This is a genomic window from Pantoea sp. X-Soil-ISGK-421, assembly GCF_059730785.1.
Genome location: NZ_AP035979.1, coordinates 3,293,699 through 3,310,438 on the forward strand (window position 1 = coordinate 3,293,699; position 16,740 = coordinate 3,310,438).

Sequence of the window (16,740 nt, forward strand, 5' to 3'; positions counted from 1 at the left end):
TATAAGTTAACAATCATGAATATAAAAAAACTGCTCAAGAATACCCTAACCCGCATCAGGACGATTGGGTCAAATGTACGTAATCCAAAAAGCATTCAATACACTGATAAAATCTCATTTATAATTGCTGGAGAAGATCAATCGCTGATTGATATAACACTCACCAGCATCAGGAAATCTGAAAAGTCAGGTCTTTTCTCAGAACATACTATTGCCACCGCAGATCAGGTAGATCATCTAGCGACTCCGTACGTTAAGATTATTTCCGCTGGTGATAGAGTAAACGAGTCTTTTTTAACTGAGTTCTACAAAAATGTAAACTTCAGCACTGCAGACGACATCATCCTTCATGCCTATTCGCCAGAGAGCGCTATTTTTCGATTAGACCCCGTTTTTGCGAACATCAAAACCATCAATAAAAATCAGCACGTGCTCATGAAGGAGTACGCTCTCCCTTGTCTGGACAATTGTATTATTAAGTCAGTTTTGGTCACCAGAAATCTTGCTAACCCTGAAACTCAGGGATGGATTAACAATATCGTATTTGCCGTGGAAGCTTTAACGCGCAGCACTTCACAGCATGGCTATCAATTCCTGAGTAACGCCTATGTTGGTTCCAAAAGCGGCGAGCGATTTGATACGCATATCCAGCAATTAGTCAAATCAGGTTCAGCATTCCTTGCATTACTCCATAGCATTGACATCAATGTCAAAGATATGCAGAAAGATGCATATAAATTAAAGAGTGTGCTGTTCCTTGTTCATCAGATAATTCTGGTATTATTAAAAAACAAAAAGGCCGATGAAATCCTCACTACCAAAGAAAAGGATGCCGCCCAAAAACTACTAATCAGCATATTAAGAACCATTGACGCTGACATCATAAAGTCATTTTCCTCATCTAATTACAACCATATCCATAAGATTGGTTATTCAAGGATAATAGGTTCTCATGTTGAACGTGACATCTGCTATCTCGAAGAGGGAGATATTGAACATACTTCACTGAAATTTAAGATAGCGTCTCACTCAAGCACCTATCCGCGTTGTTTTATCGATAGCGATGAAGTTATCCCCACCAATGCTAAAATAAAGATGCTTTCTTTATTTGGCTTAGAATTTAGCTATGAAATATACTTATGGATTTCATTCGAAAATCAGGAACAAAAAATATCATTTACTAATACCTATCAAACTGAACTATTCATAGCAGGAAAAAGGCTGAAATCTGAAGGTTATGGAAAATTAGTTGAGCTGCTTGAAAGAAAAAATTTATTAAAAGAAAAATTACCGGCAAAAGCAAAAATATTACGATATTTCGCCAAATCAATGGTATTTAGCAAAAAATTTGATGCCTGCTGGATTTTTGTGGATAACGAACTACGTGCTGATGATAATGCGGAACACTTTTATCGCTATGTGAAACAAAATCAGCCTAGTGTAAATGCGTTTTTTTTACTCAACAAATCGTCTCCAGATTGGGGCCGTCTGAAAAATGAAGGATTCAGACTGATTGAGTTCGGTTCTCTGCAGCATCGGCTTGCGCTATTGAATGCAAAATTTCTGCTTTCATCACACGCTAACCCAGCGATTACCAATTATCTGCCGCGAAAGCATTACTGCGACATTATGAAGTTTAAATTTGTATTTCTTCAACATGGTGTTACCAAGGATGACCAGTCAGAATGGTTGAACAGCCGGAAAATAGATTATTTGGTCACTGCCGGTACCCCTGAGTTTAAAGACATCGCCAACGAAGGACGTTACCGCTACACCTCCAAAGAGGCCGTGCTTACAGGGTTTCCGCGTTATGACAACCTGAAAAAAACGCACACTGATAAACAAATTTTAGTCATGCCAACCTGGCGGAAAAGCTTATCAGGAGAACTGATTGCTAAATCCAGTAAGCGCGTTAAAAACCCCAACTTCCTGACATCACTTTTTTGTCAGCAATGGGGCGGTTTTTTACAGTCAGATCGATTAAAGAAAATGGTCGAAAAAAACGGCTATAAAATACTGTTTCTCGCTCACCCTAATTTAGTGGATTATCTGGAAGAACTAGCAATTCCGGATTATATTGCAATAGAACGAATGGAAAATTGCAGCATCCAACAGGTTTTTAAAAAATCGGATGCTCTTATCACTGATTTTTCATCGGTGGCTTTCGATGTTGCTTACATGCGTAAACCCATTCTCTATTTTCATTTTGATATAGATACGTTTTTCTCAGAACACTCATATTCAAAGGGATATTATGATTATGAATGTGATGGATTCGGTGCGATTGCCAGTAATATTTCTACATTGCTTAGCAATTTAAATGATTTGCTGAAAAAAAACTGTCAGCTTGACGATTTTTACACTCAGCGAATCAATCAATTCTTCCCTTATGATGACAATAATAACTCAGCGCGGTTATATGAAACTTTAACAACTATGCGAATCGGTTCGAGGTCTTTTGGTCTTATTCATCAGTATATTAAGATTCAGCTGGCTTCGTTCGATCTTGTCGCGGCGGAAAAAAGCCTGGTTGTGTTAACTAAATCACGCATAAATCTGTTACCAATAGAAAGGGGTGAACTCACTAACACAGTAAATGAAATGGTATTTTGGGCTAAACTGCAAAACCGTCATATTTTACTGGCCAAACTAACTGCACATGCAGACATGCTAGATCTTCCTATTATCAGCATTGATTCTTCAACTCATGAGAATAATGACATTAATCCACTACGGCGCATTCTCATTATGGTTGTGGCTTTAAGTGAGGGTGATGTAAAACACTCATCCGGATTGCATAATTCATCTGAAACACTTTCCGATAATAATTATCTCATACCGCAGACTAAAACGGCCTGTGAAATTATCATCCACAGCGCTAAAAATAATGTTTATTTGGCGACAACATTACTTGCCAAAATGAGAAGCACTGCACTATTTAAACAAGCAGCCATGCTACACGTGTTAGATTCAGTCAATCTAATAAAATTAGGTGATTTCTCAGAAGCATTAACCCATTTAAAGAAAATAACGTTAAGTGATGCCCAAAAAGACAATCTGTTAAGCCACATGTTGGATTATCATGCTAATGAGAATTTACGCGCCTTTGATTTAAAGTTCTTACATAGTAATCAACTTAGCCCTCGAGCAAAAGAAGCCTATTTGCTATTAAACAAAGAAATAGCGCCCGCGCAACTGAATGATTTTTTTGTCGCCGGAAACAAAAATGATACTTTGCTTAATGAGCATCTAAGTATGCTGTATGAAGGAAAAAAGTACACCCGGTTTATTGAGGCATTCGAGAACTACCCTATCGATAAAACGCATATTGAGAATGAAAGTAATCTAATCAATTATCTGGTTGCGACTTTCCTGACGCGTGGCGTTAATGATTTGAAGATTAAAATCTCTCGATTATATCCAAAAGAGAGTTACATCAATGCTTTTGAGGCACAGTTTTTAAATCGCAGCGAGGTAAACCTTGATATTTTGTATCAGATGATTGAACAAAGTATCGATAAGCAAGTTTATACTTATACCTGCTCGGAAATTTACAAGTACTCACTTCACTTCTACAAAAAAAACAGGCCGGGGCTTGCCAGAAAAATTACCACCATTTCAGTAATGAAAAAGCACGAAGACTATTACTCTGACAAGAAAAACTGGCACGAAGACAGTGATTACAGAACGTTAATTGATGCCGTTAAAGAATTAAACAATGTAGTGCAAGAACTTAATAGAATAGGATCATAAACATTAAACATGTAACTTTATTAGTGTTTCTGCGCAGAATAATCATCATGATTTTCCTGCTAATGCCATGCCCTCTTATTTCCATTGTTTATGCGGCTGGTGATGCAACGAAAATTAAGAGTCAATTCAATTTGCAGGGAATATTTTACGATACGGATGAAAAACTTTTTACCCTTGAGCAAGACTATATAAATAACTTGTCCATGATTTTCTATAACCACAATGATTATCGTGAACTACTGCTAAAAGATGCGGATATTGGCCATCAAGGCTTTGGTATATCCACATTAGAAGATGACCCTGCTCTTTATATTTATACTGGAATTAAAAAGTCCGGATTACATATATTATTATTTAAATTAAAAAATAAAAAGGAATCATTAAAATATAGAATAAAACTGTTCCCCGATAGTTTCACACCAAAAAGTGAAACCATGCCTGCACTTTCAGGTGATGGCCGTTTTATTCTTGCTCGAGGACGGAGCAAGAACGGTCAGATGATTATCCGTGTTTTCGACACGGCAACGATTTATTCATCATTGAAGCAGAATCCCAATATTGATCTTAGTGATAACTACCTTTATCAGTGGCGGATTTCATCCCGAATAGCCAGTAAAGCTATCGGTTCATTACAACCCCTTCAGGCTATCGCCTCGAATGGACATGACATCGCTTTAATCTTCGGTAATGCGCGACTGACACCAAAAGTGATCCTTTTTTATACTTTAGACGGCGAATTAAAGCGTATCGATACCCACGTAACTCCAGGCATTGAAGACGCAATGTTGTTCTCACAACAAAATTTTTATGAGCCGGAAGGTCTTTCTTACCAGAACAACATATTGAAAATATTAATTACGTACGCTAAAGGGATCAATAAGCGAAACGTTATTTATAATTACATCAAATAAACTTAGATTAAGAACTACAAATGAAAATCATCCACTCAGCTTTCATTGAAAAAAACAGAGCAGATATCGACACCTGCATCGCAAAATTCGATATACTTTTGAATAATTACCAAACCTTTACCCCCGCGTCTCTGGGTATAAAAGGTGATGATTCAAATAAAATTCATATCAAAGGGAAATCTATTCCTGCTGGTATTGAGTTAATTTTCACTGAGAAAGCTAAAAATTGTAATGTTGTCATTAATGAAAACTTTACCGGCCGTGCAAATAGATTTTCTCTTAAAAATGAAAACAATTTTTTGTATCTGGGTGAAAATATTAATATCAATAAAGTTTCTGCCGTCGTTTTAGGAATCGGCGATGCTATTTTAATCGGTAATGGCGTATCTGTTACTGCTGACAACTCATGGAGTACCGGGTTTAACTCAGGCATGAGTGATAATGGATTGATAGTTGGCGATCACTGTTTAATAGCATCTGAAGTAGTGATTAGACCTGCGGACGGTCATATTGTGTTTGATATTAAAACCGGTCAACAGACTAATGTTTCTCACTCACCGATTGTAATCGAACCCTATTGCTGGCTGTCTCAACGCTGCGCAATTCTTAAAAATGTAAAAATTGGGGCGTGTTCAATTATCTCCTTTGCCGCGGTGGTAACGAAATCCTGCGCTCGCTTTAGTTGTATGGCCGGTATTCCTGGAAAAGCTTTTCCTTTGGATGGCAAGATGTGGCTTAGGGGACGTGGAAAAGAAGCAAAACAAATACAGGAACATTATCTCAAAAAATTCGGCGAACACTAAATAGCGACATTTATCTTTGGCACATAGTGTAATCAATCAATATGTGCTAATCCGTTTTAATTTCACCCTTCTCATTTATTAATCATGCGATTTTTTCCCCGTGCATAAAATTCCATGTTTAGCTGGGTGTTCTCCCTGAGATACTTTTCAAATTTACTGATAAGAATCGCATCCGGCTGGAATTTCGCTAGCCAGAAATCATCTAAACACCCTTGATAAGTCATACCTCTAATGTCATACATTGCTCTACCCAACACCTTTAACGGTTTGATTTTCGCTAATGCCTTCAAACCAACAGTACTGTTAATCGTGACAACAGCGCGTGCATGAGACAAAAGATCATCGAGAGGCAGATCGTGAACATAGATCACTTTGGTAGAAACACCACTCTTCAGGGAAACTGATTTAATCAGCTGAGCGTAATTACGGTGTCCACGATCCATTGGATGATGCTTGAAAAGCAAATAGCTGTCCTGTGGTGCAGATTGGCAAAATGAAAGAATCACACTTCTGATATAATCTTCGATATCCGCATAAGGGCTGTGGTGAAAGATTTGACTGTCGTTATATACCTGTAATATTGCAAGGTAATATCGTCCACTCATCTCTTTTTTTATTTTATTTAGCGCACTCTGCTGCTTTAATCTATACGCGACTTTTCGCCAGCAGGATCGTATCCAACATTTAGTTTCATACCAAATCGCGATGGATTTATGATGCTGGTAATTTATAAAATCATGTTGGTGATAACCACACATTAAGCAATACCAGACCGCATGAGCGATTCTCTTAACAGACGATGCCGCGTTCTTATTATATGCTAAAGGAGAAGACGCTGTTAATGCATGATAAAATTCCGTATCCCGCGGTAACAAAGAGTAGGCGTTTACTCCGCCCTCTTCAAGGGTTATAAAGTTTGGCCGAAAATAACCTTCTTCAAAAACCATAAAGCGCACATGCTTATCCTGAGCCCAACATTTCGCAGCCTGATGTAGCGGCCTGCAATCACCAAAACACAAAATGCTATCAAAGCCTGACTGCTGATATATTTCTGATAGCCAGTCTGGAAAGGCACTCAACGGCTTAAGATAGGTTAGTACATGGCGTTGACGACAATAGAATCGGTCACCGCCATTAAACACCACATTAATGGTTTCTCGTTCGAGGGAATTCAACCAACTGGCGAGTTCGCTAAAAAATGGCCCCATGGGACCCTGCAATAAAAGATATTTTTTACCGTTCAGTAACTTTGTGAATGCAGCGTTTTTCATTTCTCAAAGCATCGATATCTTAATGATGCGGAAAACTTTTCTGCATGTGCGTTTAATTTTATCTAAGCGGGTTCTTTCAATTTCTAACGTCGCTCTTGGTGTATTAATCAATATATCCGTTGCTTCTTCCGCCGTTATCGCAGTGCGCCGCGTCGGGTGAATATAAGTCGGATACTCGATGAGCGCCTGATAAATTAAGTCATTTAGTGTGAGCTTTCGCAAACGGCGAGCACAGTGATACTCATCGTGCGTTAATCCCCATCCAGCATAGAATGGCATTCCATAACAGCAGACTTTTTTACCATGCAATAATCCTTCAAAACCCGCCAGAGAAGTCATGGTATGGATTTCATCTACCACCTGGATGCATTGAATCACATCAGCATTAAGCACCTGATAGTCAGCCAGCAACGCGACATCCGATTGCGCCAGCTGCCCTTTTCGGTTACCCACCAAAACATCGGGATGCGGTTTATAAATGATAAAAGCGTCAGGATTGCGTTTGCGCACTGCGTGTAATAATTGGGCGTTGGTTCTTACTGCACAGGTTCCGCTTCTGATCGATGCATCATCTTCTACCTGACCCGGAACCAATATTACGCGCTTACCCAACGCCGCTGGCGGCAAAACGAAATCAGCGCCCAGATTATATTTGCTGATTTTACTCTGCACTAGCCGTTGCTGTAATCGTTGCGCCCGCTGACGCTGCATACGCGTTAACTCACTTTCATTGAGCATTACTTCTAAATCACTGCTACGCGAGGCATCGTAGTAAATTCCACGCTTATCCAGCACCAGCGATAGCGGCGGCATCAGATTTGACCCCAATCCCGAAGAACGTAAGAATCCATCTTCCATCCGCCAGATTGGCAAAAGTTTTGATTTGGCCCTCTCCTGCCAACGTTGTTCACCGTTATTACCCCAAACTACACAAGCAGTCGCTCGATTCTCTCTGCGACTGAAGCTGAGCTTATTGGTTCGCGTCTGCAAAAAGGGTTTTAAGATGGTGTATTTCCACCATGACAAGCCCGGTGCCCAAAGATATCCGTTGCGCTGCTGCTGATAGCGACGTTGCATTTGCATCCAGTTCATCACTTCAAACAGCGTCGCCGGCTCGCCGGTTAGCGGATTGATATAACGGCTATAGCGGAAATAGGCAGCAGCGAAGAGTTCATTAAGCGTTGCGCATCCCCGGCGCCGGCTAAGCTGTTTAGCCTGAGTGTGACGGTCGTCGGTCAATCCCCAACCTGCATACCAGGGTTGGCCAAAACAGATGACAGGTTTGCCTGCCATCAGCGCCTCAAAACCGTACTGCGATGTCACCACGTAAACCCGTGATACGTGGCGAAGTAAGGATTGCGAACTGACGTTATCAGCCAGCAGTCGAACACGCGAAGTTGACTTCAATTGATGGTAATAGCCCGCTTTTTTCCCCTGCAAAACATCCGGATGGATTTTAACCCAGATGATGGCGTGAGGATTTTCACCCAACGCCGCATTCAGCATTGAAGCGAAATCATCCGCACCGGCATTGCCATAGGTCACTGACATATCACCATAAGTTTGATCTACGACCAGAACGATATCATCGGATGGGTGGTTGTCGGTGACGAACGCGGGCGCATGGTTATATTTTGATAGATCTTCGGCAACGATAGTCTTAATGGCATATTCTGCATCTGCCGCCAGCGCCTGATTTGCTTCACGATCGCGGATTAATGTCTCAAGTGCGCTGGGATGGCTGGCATCGTAATAGATGCCGACGTCATCCAGCACCATCGACAGCGGCGGCGCACCGTTGATACCTAAATCCAGCGAACGAATAAAACCATCTTCCAGACGTAAGATGGATTTACCCGCGCCCTGAGCCAGCGCCACAGGTTTATGCACGCTAGGGCGATGCCCCCAAACAGCAATCGAGGCGATGTCATCCGCAATTGGCATAAAGGGGCTGAGCTTCTGGCACGGCTGTGCCAGAAAGTTGCTTAAATAGGGAATACGCCAGATACCTGTGGAGAAAATACCGATCATCGCGCATTACTCCTACAGCGTCAGAACCACTTTCGCCGCGACAGCCAGCTGATAAAGGATGGTGGAGATACCACGCGTCACTTCGATGTTCTTCGACTCATACTTCGGCAGTACCATCAACTCATCACCGGGATTGAGGTAATCCACATCATTCGCATTTTCTGCCGCACCGTTCTGGCGAATGACAATAATGCGGGCATTACTCGCTTTATGCGTCAGGCCACCACATCTGGCGATGTAATCTTTGGGACGCAGGCCTTTCTCCCAGCTGACGGCGTTAGGGAACAACACTTCGCCATGCACCAACACCAGCGAAGTTTTCTGCGGAATGCTGATGACATCGCCATCCTCCAGCAAAATGCCGTCGAGGTTCTTCTCATTGATGATCACTTCACCTTTCGGCACCACATTACGTGCTTTCGCCACAAAGCGGCTAATCAGTTGCGCTTCCTGATAACGCAAGCTTGCCTCTTCTTTGGTTGAGGATTGCACCGAAAGTGACGCTTCTTCGAGCTTCTGCAGCGCGAGATTCATCATCTCTTTCTGCCTTGCTGCCACAGAAGGACGATACAGTTGAATGGCATTCATCTGCGACATGCTGTTAGGACGCACTTTTGCCAACACTGCGCGCATGCTGGAACCGTAAGGCAACACCATGGCATGCTCACCGGAGTGCGCGCCCTTGATGCGAACCTGAATGGTGCTGGCGTAGCGATCGGTGCTGACAATCAGCGCGTCGCCATCCTGCAGGATGCGGCCCGGTGCAGAACTGATCGGATAATATTCACTGCGTTTAGCCAGACCTTGCTGACGAACAATGGTGATATTGGTGGCGCCTGGCTTAGCGCGCGCCCAGCTGAGTGCTTCGCTGACATCGATCGTGCTCTTCGCAAACTCAAAGTCATAACTGTTGAACACATCACCCCGCACGCTAAAGGTGTGCTGCCGTGGTCCCACCACAATGGTGTCACCATCGGCAAACTGGCTTAATCCGAGCTTACCTTTAAGCAGGAAGTCATACAGATTTACGCTGGAACGCACGCGGTTGTCGCGCTTAACCACGATATCAACGTAGCTACCGCGTTCAGGATCGATACCACCGGCTTTAATCAGATAGTTCAACAGGGAATCCGACGTCACACCGCCGTACAGGCCAGGACTGCGCACAAATCCGGTGACATAAACTTTGACCGGCTGCGCCTGCAGCAGTGACGCATAAACACTGACATTCGCCTGATAAACCTGTTTCACTTTGTGGGTGATCAGCGCGTTTAGCTGACTATTGCTGACGCCAGCAACTTTGACCGGACCCACATTTGGCAGGAAAATATTGCCTTTAGGATCAACCTGTAAACTGCCTTCAAAGGTAAATGCGCCCCACAAGCGCACCTGAATGCTATCGCCGGGATTAAGGATATAGCCGGGATTAAAGCCCACTGTTGCACCACTGTCGGCGCTGGTGCCAGTAAACAGCTGAGCACCAAAGATGCGGCTCACCGGCACAGCAGCCACGGGAATGGGCGTATTGTCGAACCCCGCATTATCGACAGCGGGGTTCGACTGGCTATTGAGGAACGGTAACGCTGCGGCGCCAGTCAGATTCTGATCGGCATTGATAGCAATGCGGGCACTGGTTGATGCGGAATAACCGGCCGCAAGAAGGACAAATAATTTTAATATTTTCATGGCATGCTCTTTATGCGACAGCATTAATCCCGGTGATCTTCAATTACCGCCAGCAACAGTTTCAGCGTGCCATACATCAGGCAGCACACCAGAAGCCAACAGGCGATCAAATAAGGCGTATTAGGGAAACTCGTCTCCTGTGGCTGCTGAGGTGAACTGATCACCGACAGCACTTTCAGTTTGCGCGCGGCTTCCACACGTGTTTTTTCAATTGAGCTCTGCGCTAAGGTGAACAATTCGTTATCGAATGCGACCCTGGATTTAATCTCGTCAAAATCCACCGCCATACGGTTCAACTTGTCGCCCTGCGGAGCGGTGATTTTGCTTTTTTCGTTATCGATCTGCGCCTGCATTGCAGCAATAGCATTACGCAGGCTCACCACCTGGGCGGCATCATCACGAAGGTAGGTCAGCAGATTGCGCAACTCCGCTTCCATTTGAATCTTCTGCGCCGTGAGCGTATTCACCAACGCGCTGGCCGCTTGCGCCTGCGCTTCAGGATCCAGAATGTTGTGGCTGTTTTGATACGCCAGCAGCTCGGCGGTGCTGGCATTCAGACGCAGACGATATTTCTCCAGCTCAGCCTCGGCGAAGGCGAGCTGATCGCGCGCGATACGGTGTGACATCTCATTGATAAAGCGCTCAGACTCTTTCAGTAATGCCGTATTGAAACGCAGGGCAAACTCAGGCGTAAAACCCTGGGTTTTGATATCCAGCAGCCCGGTTTTGTCATCCCAAATCACATTGATGCGATTGCGGTAATACTGCAGAAAGCGCTCGGTCGAGGACTTTTCTGCCAGGTGGTTGAAGAAATCCAGGCCGCTGTGGCTAAAAGCCTGGCGAAAATTCAGCTGTTGATCGAGTGCGAACAGCATATCGGGCGAGTTGATGTACTCTTTCAAATAGAGCGCATCTTCAACCGAACCCGGGTTCGCCGCGCCCAGTAACAAGCCAACATTCAAACTATTGCGGGTGATGTCATCAGAACGTTTGATGGCGATTTTGGACTCACTCATGTAACGCGGTTGGCTGAAAATCACCAGATAGATAATCAGCAGCGCCATCGGCAGCAGAATGATAATTTTCGCCAGGTGCTGCTGAATGCCCGCCAATGAAACGGCAGAGAAGCAGTGACGCATCCTGGATACAGTGAGATTCGCTTTCATCAATATGCAACTATCATCAAATGTTGTTGGGTGGGTGGGCTGGTGTTGCCTATGCGTTCATCATTCGATACAAAAAATGAAAGTCACTTAACGTCGGCGTGATTTCTTTTTAAGAACTAAATAACGGCAGGCAGGATATAAGGATTGTGCGGGGAGCAATTTAAGAAACGACTTGATTTAAAAACGATAACATTCAGCCTGCTAAAGACGATTTTAGCGATAAAAAAACCGCTGAGTTCACGTGAAAACAGCGGTTTAGCGTTAGCTTGCGTAGCATCAGCGTTCGCGCATCGCCTCTTTGCCTTTATTAAACGGTTTGATCAGATAATCCATCACCGTCTTTTCGCCGGTTTTAATATCCACGGTCGAAACCATCCCCGGACTGATAGAGAAACGCTTGCCGGCTTTATTTTGCACGTAGTCGTTATCGGTGCGGATAAACACGCGGTAATAGTAAATCTCCGGCTTCACTTCGTCCTGAATGGTATCCGGGGAGATGCTCTCCACGACTCCGTTCAGGCCGCCATAAATCGCGTAATCGTAGGCAGAGATTTTCACCACCGCACGCTGGCCGGGGTGGATAAAGGCGATGTCACGCGGTGACAGGCGCGCTTCAATCAGCAGGCGATCGTTCATCGGTACAATATTCATGAGCTCACCATTCGGAGGTACCACGCCGCCAACGGTTGAGACTTTGATGTTTTTCACGATGCCACGCATCGGTGAGCGGATAGTCAAACGCGTCACCGTGTCTTCACGCCCTTTCACCACTTGCGCCATGCTGTCGGCTTCGGCGTTGGCTTTCGCCAGCTCCTCGCGCGCCTGCACGTAATATTGCGAACGCATATCGGTGAGTTTCAGTTCCAGATCCGATTTATCGCGCTGCAAACGCAGCACTTCCACGCTACTGGCAGCACCGGTTTTCGCCAGGCGCTGAGTAATGGCCAACTCGCGATTAGCCAGCGCCAGCGACTCTTTAAACTGCGCAGTGGCATCGCTGAGCTGCGCACGCCGCGTTTTGTACAAGCGCGCTTCAGAAGCCATGAGATCGGGAAACTTACTCAGCTCCGGCGGGAAACTCAGCGGTTGATCGTTCACTTCCGCATTGAGGCGCGAGGCAGCAGCCAATGCCGCACGATAACGTGCCGCACTTTCGCCGACGTTGGATTGCGAGCGTGTGGCGTCGAGGCGCGCGACCACTTGCCCAGCCTGCACCTGATCGCCCTCATGCACGTAGAGTTCAGTCAGAATGCCGCCTTCCAGCGATTGCAGCACCTGATCGCGCGAGCTGGGGATCACTTTGCCGGTGCCGGTTGAGACTTCATCCAGCACGCCAAACCATGCCCAAATCACCGACACGAGGATCAGTGCGGTGCTGATCACGATCAACCGCACCGCGCCGGTGTAGTGGCTTTCCGATCGCAATTCACCTAACAGATCGTCAGAAGAATCGACCTCTGCGGCCGTCACCAGTCGCAGTCTTGCGGGCAATTGTTTGATCATGATTGCGCCTCCGGCTGGCTGCCGTTGGCACGCGGGGCCGGCAAGGCGTTCTCTTTCGGGCTGTCCATCACCAGTTGTCCCTCTTTCAGCACCAACACGCGATCAACCAGCGCGAGGATCGCCGCCCGGTGCGTCGCTACGATCAGGGTGCGGCCATTCAGCCACTGGCCAAGACGTTCGATAAACTCCTTCTCGGTATGATCGTCGAGCGCCGCGGTTGGCTCATCAAGCAGGATAATGTTGGGATCGCGCAGCAGCATACGCGCCAGCAGCAGCGACTGGCGCTGGCCGCCGGAGAGCCCGGTGCCGCCTTCCATGATCGGATGATCGAGTCCGAGCGGCAGACGGCGAATGAAATCCGCGCCACCGCTGACGGTAAGCGCCCCGAAGATGGCATCATCGGTAGCGTGTGCCGCACCCATGGTGAGATTTTCGCGCAGCGTGCCGTGGAACAGGCGCGCGTTTTGCGTCAGCAGGCCCACGTTACGCCGCACGTCTGCCACATCAATATGCGGCAAGCTGAGGTTATCCAGCCGCAGTTCACCGCCGACCAAATCAATGCCGCCGACCATCGCCTGCAGCAATGTGGATTTGCCCGAACCGTTGCGTCCCAGCACCGCAATGCGCTCGCCGGGTTTGATGGTCAGGCTTTTGATGCGCAGCGCGATAGTCATTGAATCGGTGTAGTAACGGAACATCGCGTCGGTGAATTGATAGTGACCAAACAGCACCGGCGTGTGAATACGCGTCTCGTCCTTGCTGTTTTCCACCGGTAAATTCATTAGCGCATCCAGGCTGCCTTTCGCTGCTTTCACCTGCTGCCAGCGCGCCAGCACACCGCATAGCGTCGCCATCGGCGCAATCATGCGTGAGGAGAGCAACGACGCCGCGACAATCGCACCCGTGGTGATATCGCCGTTGATCACCATCGGTGCGCCGATCACTATCACGCTGGCATACACCAAACCCTGCACCGTTACGCCCCAACTGATTAGCGAGTGCATCACTTTGCGCATCTCTACGCCCGATTGCGCAGTGATGCGAATATAGCTGTTCCACTGTTGCAGGAAGCGATCTTCCGCCTGCATCAGCTTGATGTCCTCCAGCCCTTGCACGCTCTCCACCAGCACCGCGTTACGCAGCGTCGACTCTTTCAGGTTCTGCTGCGCCAGTTTTGAAAGCTTTTTCTGGCTCAGCACGCCCGGCAAGATCATCAGCAGCACTGCCACCGGCGCAATCCATGCCAGCTGCGGCGCAATAATCGCCATCACCAGCAGGAACAGCAGGAAGAACGGCATATCGACAATCGCGGTAACCGTGGTGGAGGTGACCATTTCGCGGATCGCCTCCAGCTCGCGCAGCTGCGAGATAAAGGTGCCGGTCGAACGCGGCACCGCGCTGTTACGCAGTCGCAGCGCATGACCAAACACCCGATCGGAGACGCGCATATCGGCCCGCTTACCCAGCAGATCGGTCACATGATCGCGCCCGACGCGCAGGATATAGGTGAACACCACCGAGATGATCACCCCGATATACAGCACGTACAACGTTGGATAAGACTGGGCCGGGATCACCCGATCGTACACCTGCATCGAGAAGATGATGCCGACCAGCGCCAGCAGGTTGATCAGGAAGGATCCCAGCATCACATAACCGTACGGACGCAGATCGTGCAGCACCAGACGACGCAGCCAATCTGGCTTCACCGTGGCGAGATAGCGATCAACGCGGCTGTCTTTCGCCGCCGTTACCGGGCGTAGCGCAGCGGCAAAGCGGATCTCCGGCAGCAGCGTGGCCAGCGCAATCGGCGCAGGTTGTTCATCACCGGCGAAATGCACCCGCACTTCATCGTCGCCATCAAACTGGGTAATTACGCCCACCTGACCATCGGCCAGTTCAACCGCCAGCGGCAAGCGCCAGCTGGTGATCTCCCATCTGTTCTCTTCATACAGCTGCAACGATAAACCGGCCTGGCGCGCCAGATGGCGCAACGCTTTATCACGCGTCTGTTTACCCTGCCATTCTGCTGCCGCCATGATCATGCCCGGTGAACAGGGCAAGCGATAATGGGTGGCAATCAGGATGATGGCGGTGGCCCATCCGTGTAAGGGCACATTGCCGCCGGACGCGCTGTCGGGCGCATCAGGAATCTGTAATTGCGTCATGGCTGGATCTCCACGGACTGGATCCGCTGATTATTCAGGGCAAACGCTGAGCGCATATGTCCGGTGCTGTAGAGGCAATCGAGCTGCAGCGAGCGTAACTGACTAATGGTTTGCTGCAGCGTGAAACGGGTCTGGAACACTTCCTGCTCGGCGTTAAGCACGTCCAGCAATGGACGCGTGCCGAGTTGCAGGTATTGATCCTGATAGAGCGACTGCGTTTTCTCACCCAGCGCCTGTTGCCGTCCCATAATGGCGAGGCTGAGCGACAGGCTTTGCGATTCGTTCTGCGATTCGCTCAACTGTTGACGCGCTTTAAGCCGCGCCGAGTTGACGGCCGCATTGGCGGCCTGCAGCGCATTGGCTGCCGCATCCCGGCTGGCGGTGATGCCGCCGCCCTGATAAAGCGGCATTTCCACTTTCACAAATGCCGAATATTGCGTGCGATCCAGTGTTTCGCTGCCGGAGTAGTGGTTATTGAGATAATGCGTGACCTGCGGTTCCAGCGAGATGGTTGGCATGTTTTGCGCGTTGGCGTTATCGAGTTTGGCTTGTGCCTGATTAGCCTGCGCCCACGCCGCCAAAACGGATGGATTGAGCTTGTCATCGGCCTTCGCCACCTGACAGGATTGGGTAAGTTTGGTCGGGAAATCGTCGCTGACTTTTTTCACCAGCGGCCAGCCAAGATAGGTAGCCAGCGTGGCGCGCCAGCGATCGAGGTTGGCTTGATACTGCGTCAGCGTGGTACGGGCGCCTTCGATACGCGCATCGGTTTGCGTCGCATCGGAAAGTGACGCCGCGCCCTCTTCGTTACGCTGCCGCGCCAGGTCGCCAATTTTACTCAGCGCCGTCAGCTGTTGCTGGGCAATCTTCACCAGTTGCTGATAGCCCTGCACTTCCACCAATGCCGCCGCGGTATCATGCGCCACGGTATCAATGCTGACCAACACGTTGGCCTGCTCTTGCGCCACGCCTGCTTCGGCGGAGCGCACCGAACTGCTGACCTTGCCAAAGTCATACAGCATCTGCGACACGGATAATACAAATGAGGGGCTGAAGCCCTTTTCGCTATAAGCGTTGCTGTAGCCGTTGTTCATCCCGGCACTCACTTGTGGATAATACTTGGCTTTTGCTACATCAACCTGATTGGCCTGTTCCAGCATTTTGCCTACCGCTTGTGCAATATCGGGATGCCACTGAATGGCACGCTGCACGGCCTGATTGAGGGTGAGAAAGTCGGGGACGTTGGCAAGGGCGGGTTCCGCCACCTCTCCCGTTAATGAAGGCAGTTCTTGCTGTTGCGCTAAGCCTGCCGAGGTAATTTGCCCCGCTCGGGTTAACGCGTCACTGGCCGCTAAGAGGTGAGAACTGTAAAGTAAAGCCATGCCCGCACAGAGAACGCTGAGCTTAAACGAACGGCGAAAAGTTGCGCCTGAGTGCATCAGTTCCAT

Annotated in this window: 10 protein-coding genes; 3 read left to right on the plus strand and 7 right to left on the minus strand. The window is 47.6% G+C overall.

Going from position 1 to position 16,740, the window contains the following annotated elements; translation table 11 throughout:
* Positions 1 to 15: 15 nt before the first annotated feature.
* The 3 genes from AC6I8K_RS15295 to AC6I8K_RS15305 are packed head-to-tail and all read left to right on the plus strand — an operon-like array spanning position 16 to position 5,467.
* A complete protein-coding gene (locus AC6I8K_RS15295) occupies positions 16 to 3,753 on the plus strand; it encodes a CDP-glycerol glycerophosphotransferase family protein (protein WP_497826998.1) in 3,738 nt (1,245 codons plus the stop codon).
* A 47-nt stretch (positions 3,754 to 3,800) separates the two neighbouring features.
* A complete protein-coding gene (locus AC6I8K_RS15300) occupies positions 3,801 to 4,664 on the plus strand; it encodes a hypothetical protein (protein ID WP_497826999.1) in 864 nt (287 codons plus the stop codon).
* A 20-nt stretch (positions 4,665 to 4,684) separates the two neighbouring features.
* Complete coding sequence (locus AC6I8K_RS15305) at positions 4,685 to 5,467, plus strand: LbetaH domain-containing protein (protein ID WP_497827000.1); 783 nt, start codon at positions 4,685 to 4,687, stop codon at positions 5,465 to 5,467.
* Positions 5,468 to 5,538: 71 nt separating this feature from the next.
* Here AC6I8K_RS15305 and AC6I8K_RS15310 read toward each other — a convergent pair whose 3' ends face one another.
* The 7 genes from AC6I8K_RS15310 to AC6I8K_RS15340 all read right to left on the minus strand — a co-directional run bounded on the left by AC6I8K_RS15310 (position 5,539) and on the right by AC6I8K_RS15340 (position 16,740).
* Positions 5,539 to 6,738 (minus strand): capsule polysaccharide biogenesis protein, encoded by a 1,200-nt coding sequence (locus tag AC6I8K_RS15310; RefSeq protein ID WP_497827001.1) that lies wholly within the window; start codon positions 6,736 to 6,738, stop codon positions 5,539 to 5,541.
* Between the two features lie 3 nt (positions 6,739 to 6,741).
* Entirely contained in the window at positions 6,742 to 8,769 is a 2,028-nt protein-coding gene (locus tag AC6I8K_RS15315; protein WP_497827002.1) for a capsule polysaccharide biogenesis protein, read from the minus strand.
* Positions 8,770 to 8,781: 12 nt separating this feature from the next.
* Entirely contained in the window at positions 8,782 to 10,455 is a 1,674-nt protein-coding gene (locus tag AC6I8K_RS15320; protein WP_497827003.1) for a polysaccharide biosynthesis/export family protein, read from the minus strand.
* Positions 10,456 to 10,478: 23 nt separating this feature from the next.
* A complete protein-coding gene (locus AC6I8K_RS15325) occupies positions 10,479 to 11,621 on the minus strand; it encodes a capsule biosynthesis protein (RefSeq protein ID WP_483816105.1) in 1,143 nt (380 codons plus the stop codon).
* A gap of 276 nt (positions 11,622 to 11,897) precedes the next feature.
* Positions 11,898 to 13,124, minus strand: a complete 1,227-nt coding sequence (locus AC6I8K_RS15330) for an HlyD family type I secretion periplasmic adaptor subunit (RefSeq protein WP_483816106.1) — start codon at positions 13,122 to 13,124, stop codon at positions 11,898 to 11,900.
* On the minus strand, positions 13,121 to 15,292 hold the full coding sequence (locus AC6I8K_RS15335; protein WP_497827004.1) for a type I secretion system permease/ATPase: 2,172 nt from the start codon (positions 15,290 to 15,292) through the stop codon (positions 13,121 to 13,123). Before AC6I8K_RS15335 ends, AC6I8K_RS15330 begins: the two co-directional genes overlap by 4 nt.
* A complete protein-coding gene (locus AC6I8K_RS15340; protein ID WP_064738618.1) occupies positions 15,289 to 16,740 on the minus strand; it encodes a TolC family outer membrane protein in 1,452 nt (483 codons plus the stop codon). Before AC6I8K_RS15340 ends, AC6I8K_RS15335 begins: the two co-directional genes overlap by 4 nt.

Bases quoted from the DNA above. Each gene is read 5' to 3' on its own strand.
- AC6I8K_RS15295 (WP_497826998.1), top strand. From the start codon at position 16: ATGAATATAAAAAAACTGCTCAAGAATACCCTAACCCGCATCAGGACG.
- AC6I8K_RS15300 (WP_497826999.1), top strand. From the start codon at position 3,801: ATGATTTTCCTGCTAATGCCATGCCCTCTTATTTCCATTGTTTATGCG.
- AC6I8K_RS15305 (WP_497827000.1), top strand. From the start codon at position 4,685: ATGAAAATCATCCACTCAGCTTTCATTGAAAAAAACAGAGCAGATATC.
- AC6I8K_RS15315 (WP_497827002.1), bottom strand. From the start codon at position 8,769: ATGATCGGTATTTTCTCCACAGGTATCTGGCGTATTCCCTATTTAAGC.
- AC6I8K_RS15325 (WP_483816105.1), bottom strand. From the start codon at position 11,621: ATGAAAGCGAATCTCACTGTATCCAGGATGCGTCACTGCTTCTCTGCC.
- AC6I8K_RS15340 (WP_064738618.1), bottom strand. From the start codon at position 16,740: ATGGAACTGATGCACTCAGGCGCAACTTTTCGCCGTTCGTTTAAGCTC.
- AC6I8K_RS15335 (WP_497827004.1), bottom strand. From the start codon at position 15,292: ATGACGCAATTACAGATTCCTGATGCGCCCGACAGCGCGTCCGGCGGC.
- AC6I8K_RS15320 (WP_497827003.1), bottom strand. From the start codon at position 10,455: ATGAAAATATTAAAATTATTTGTCCTTCTTGCGGCCGGTTATTCCGCA.
- AC6I8K_RS15330 (WP_483816106.1), bottom strand. From the start codon at position 13,124: ATGATCAAACAATTGCCCGCAAGACTGCGACTGGTGACGGCCGCAGAG.
- AC6I8K_RS15310 (WP_497827001.1), bottom strand. From the start codon at position 6,738: ATGAAAAACGCTGCATTCACAAAGTTACTGAACGGTAAAAAATATCTT.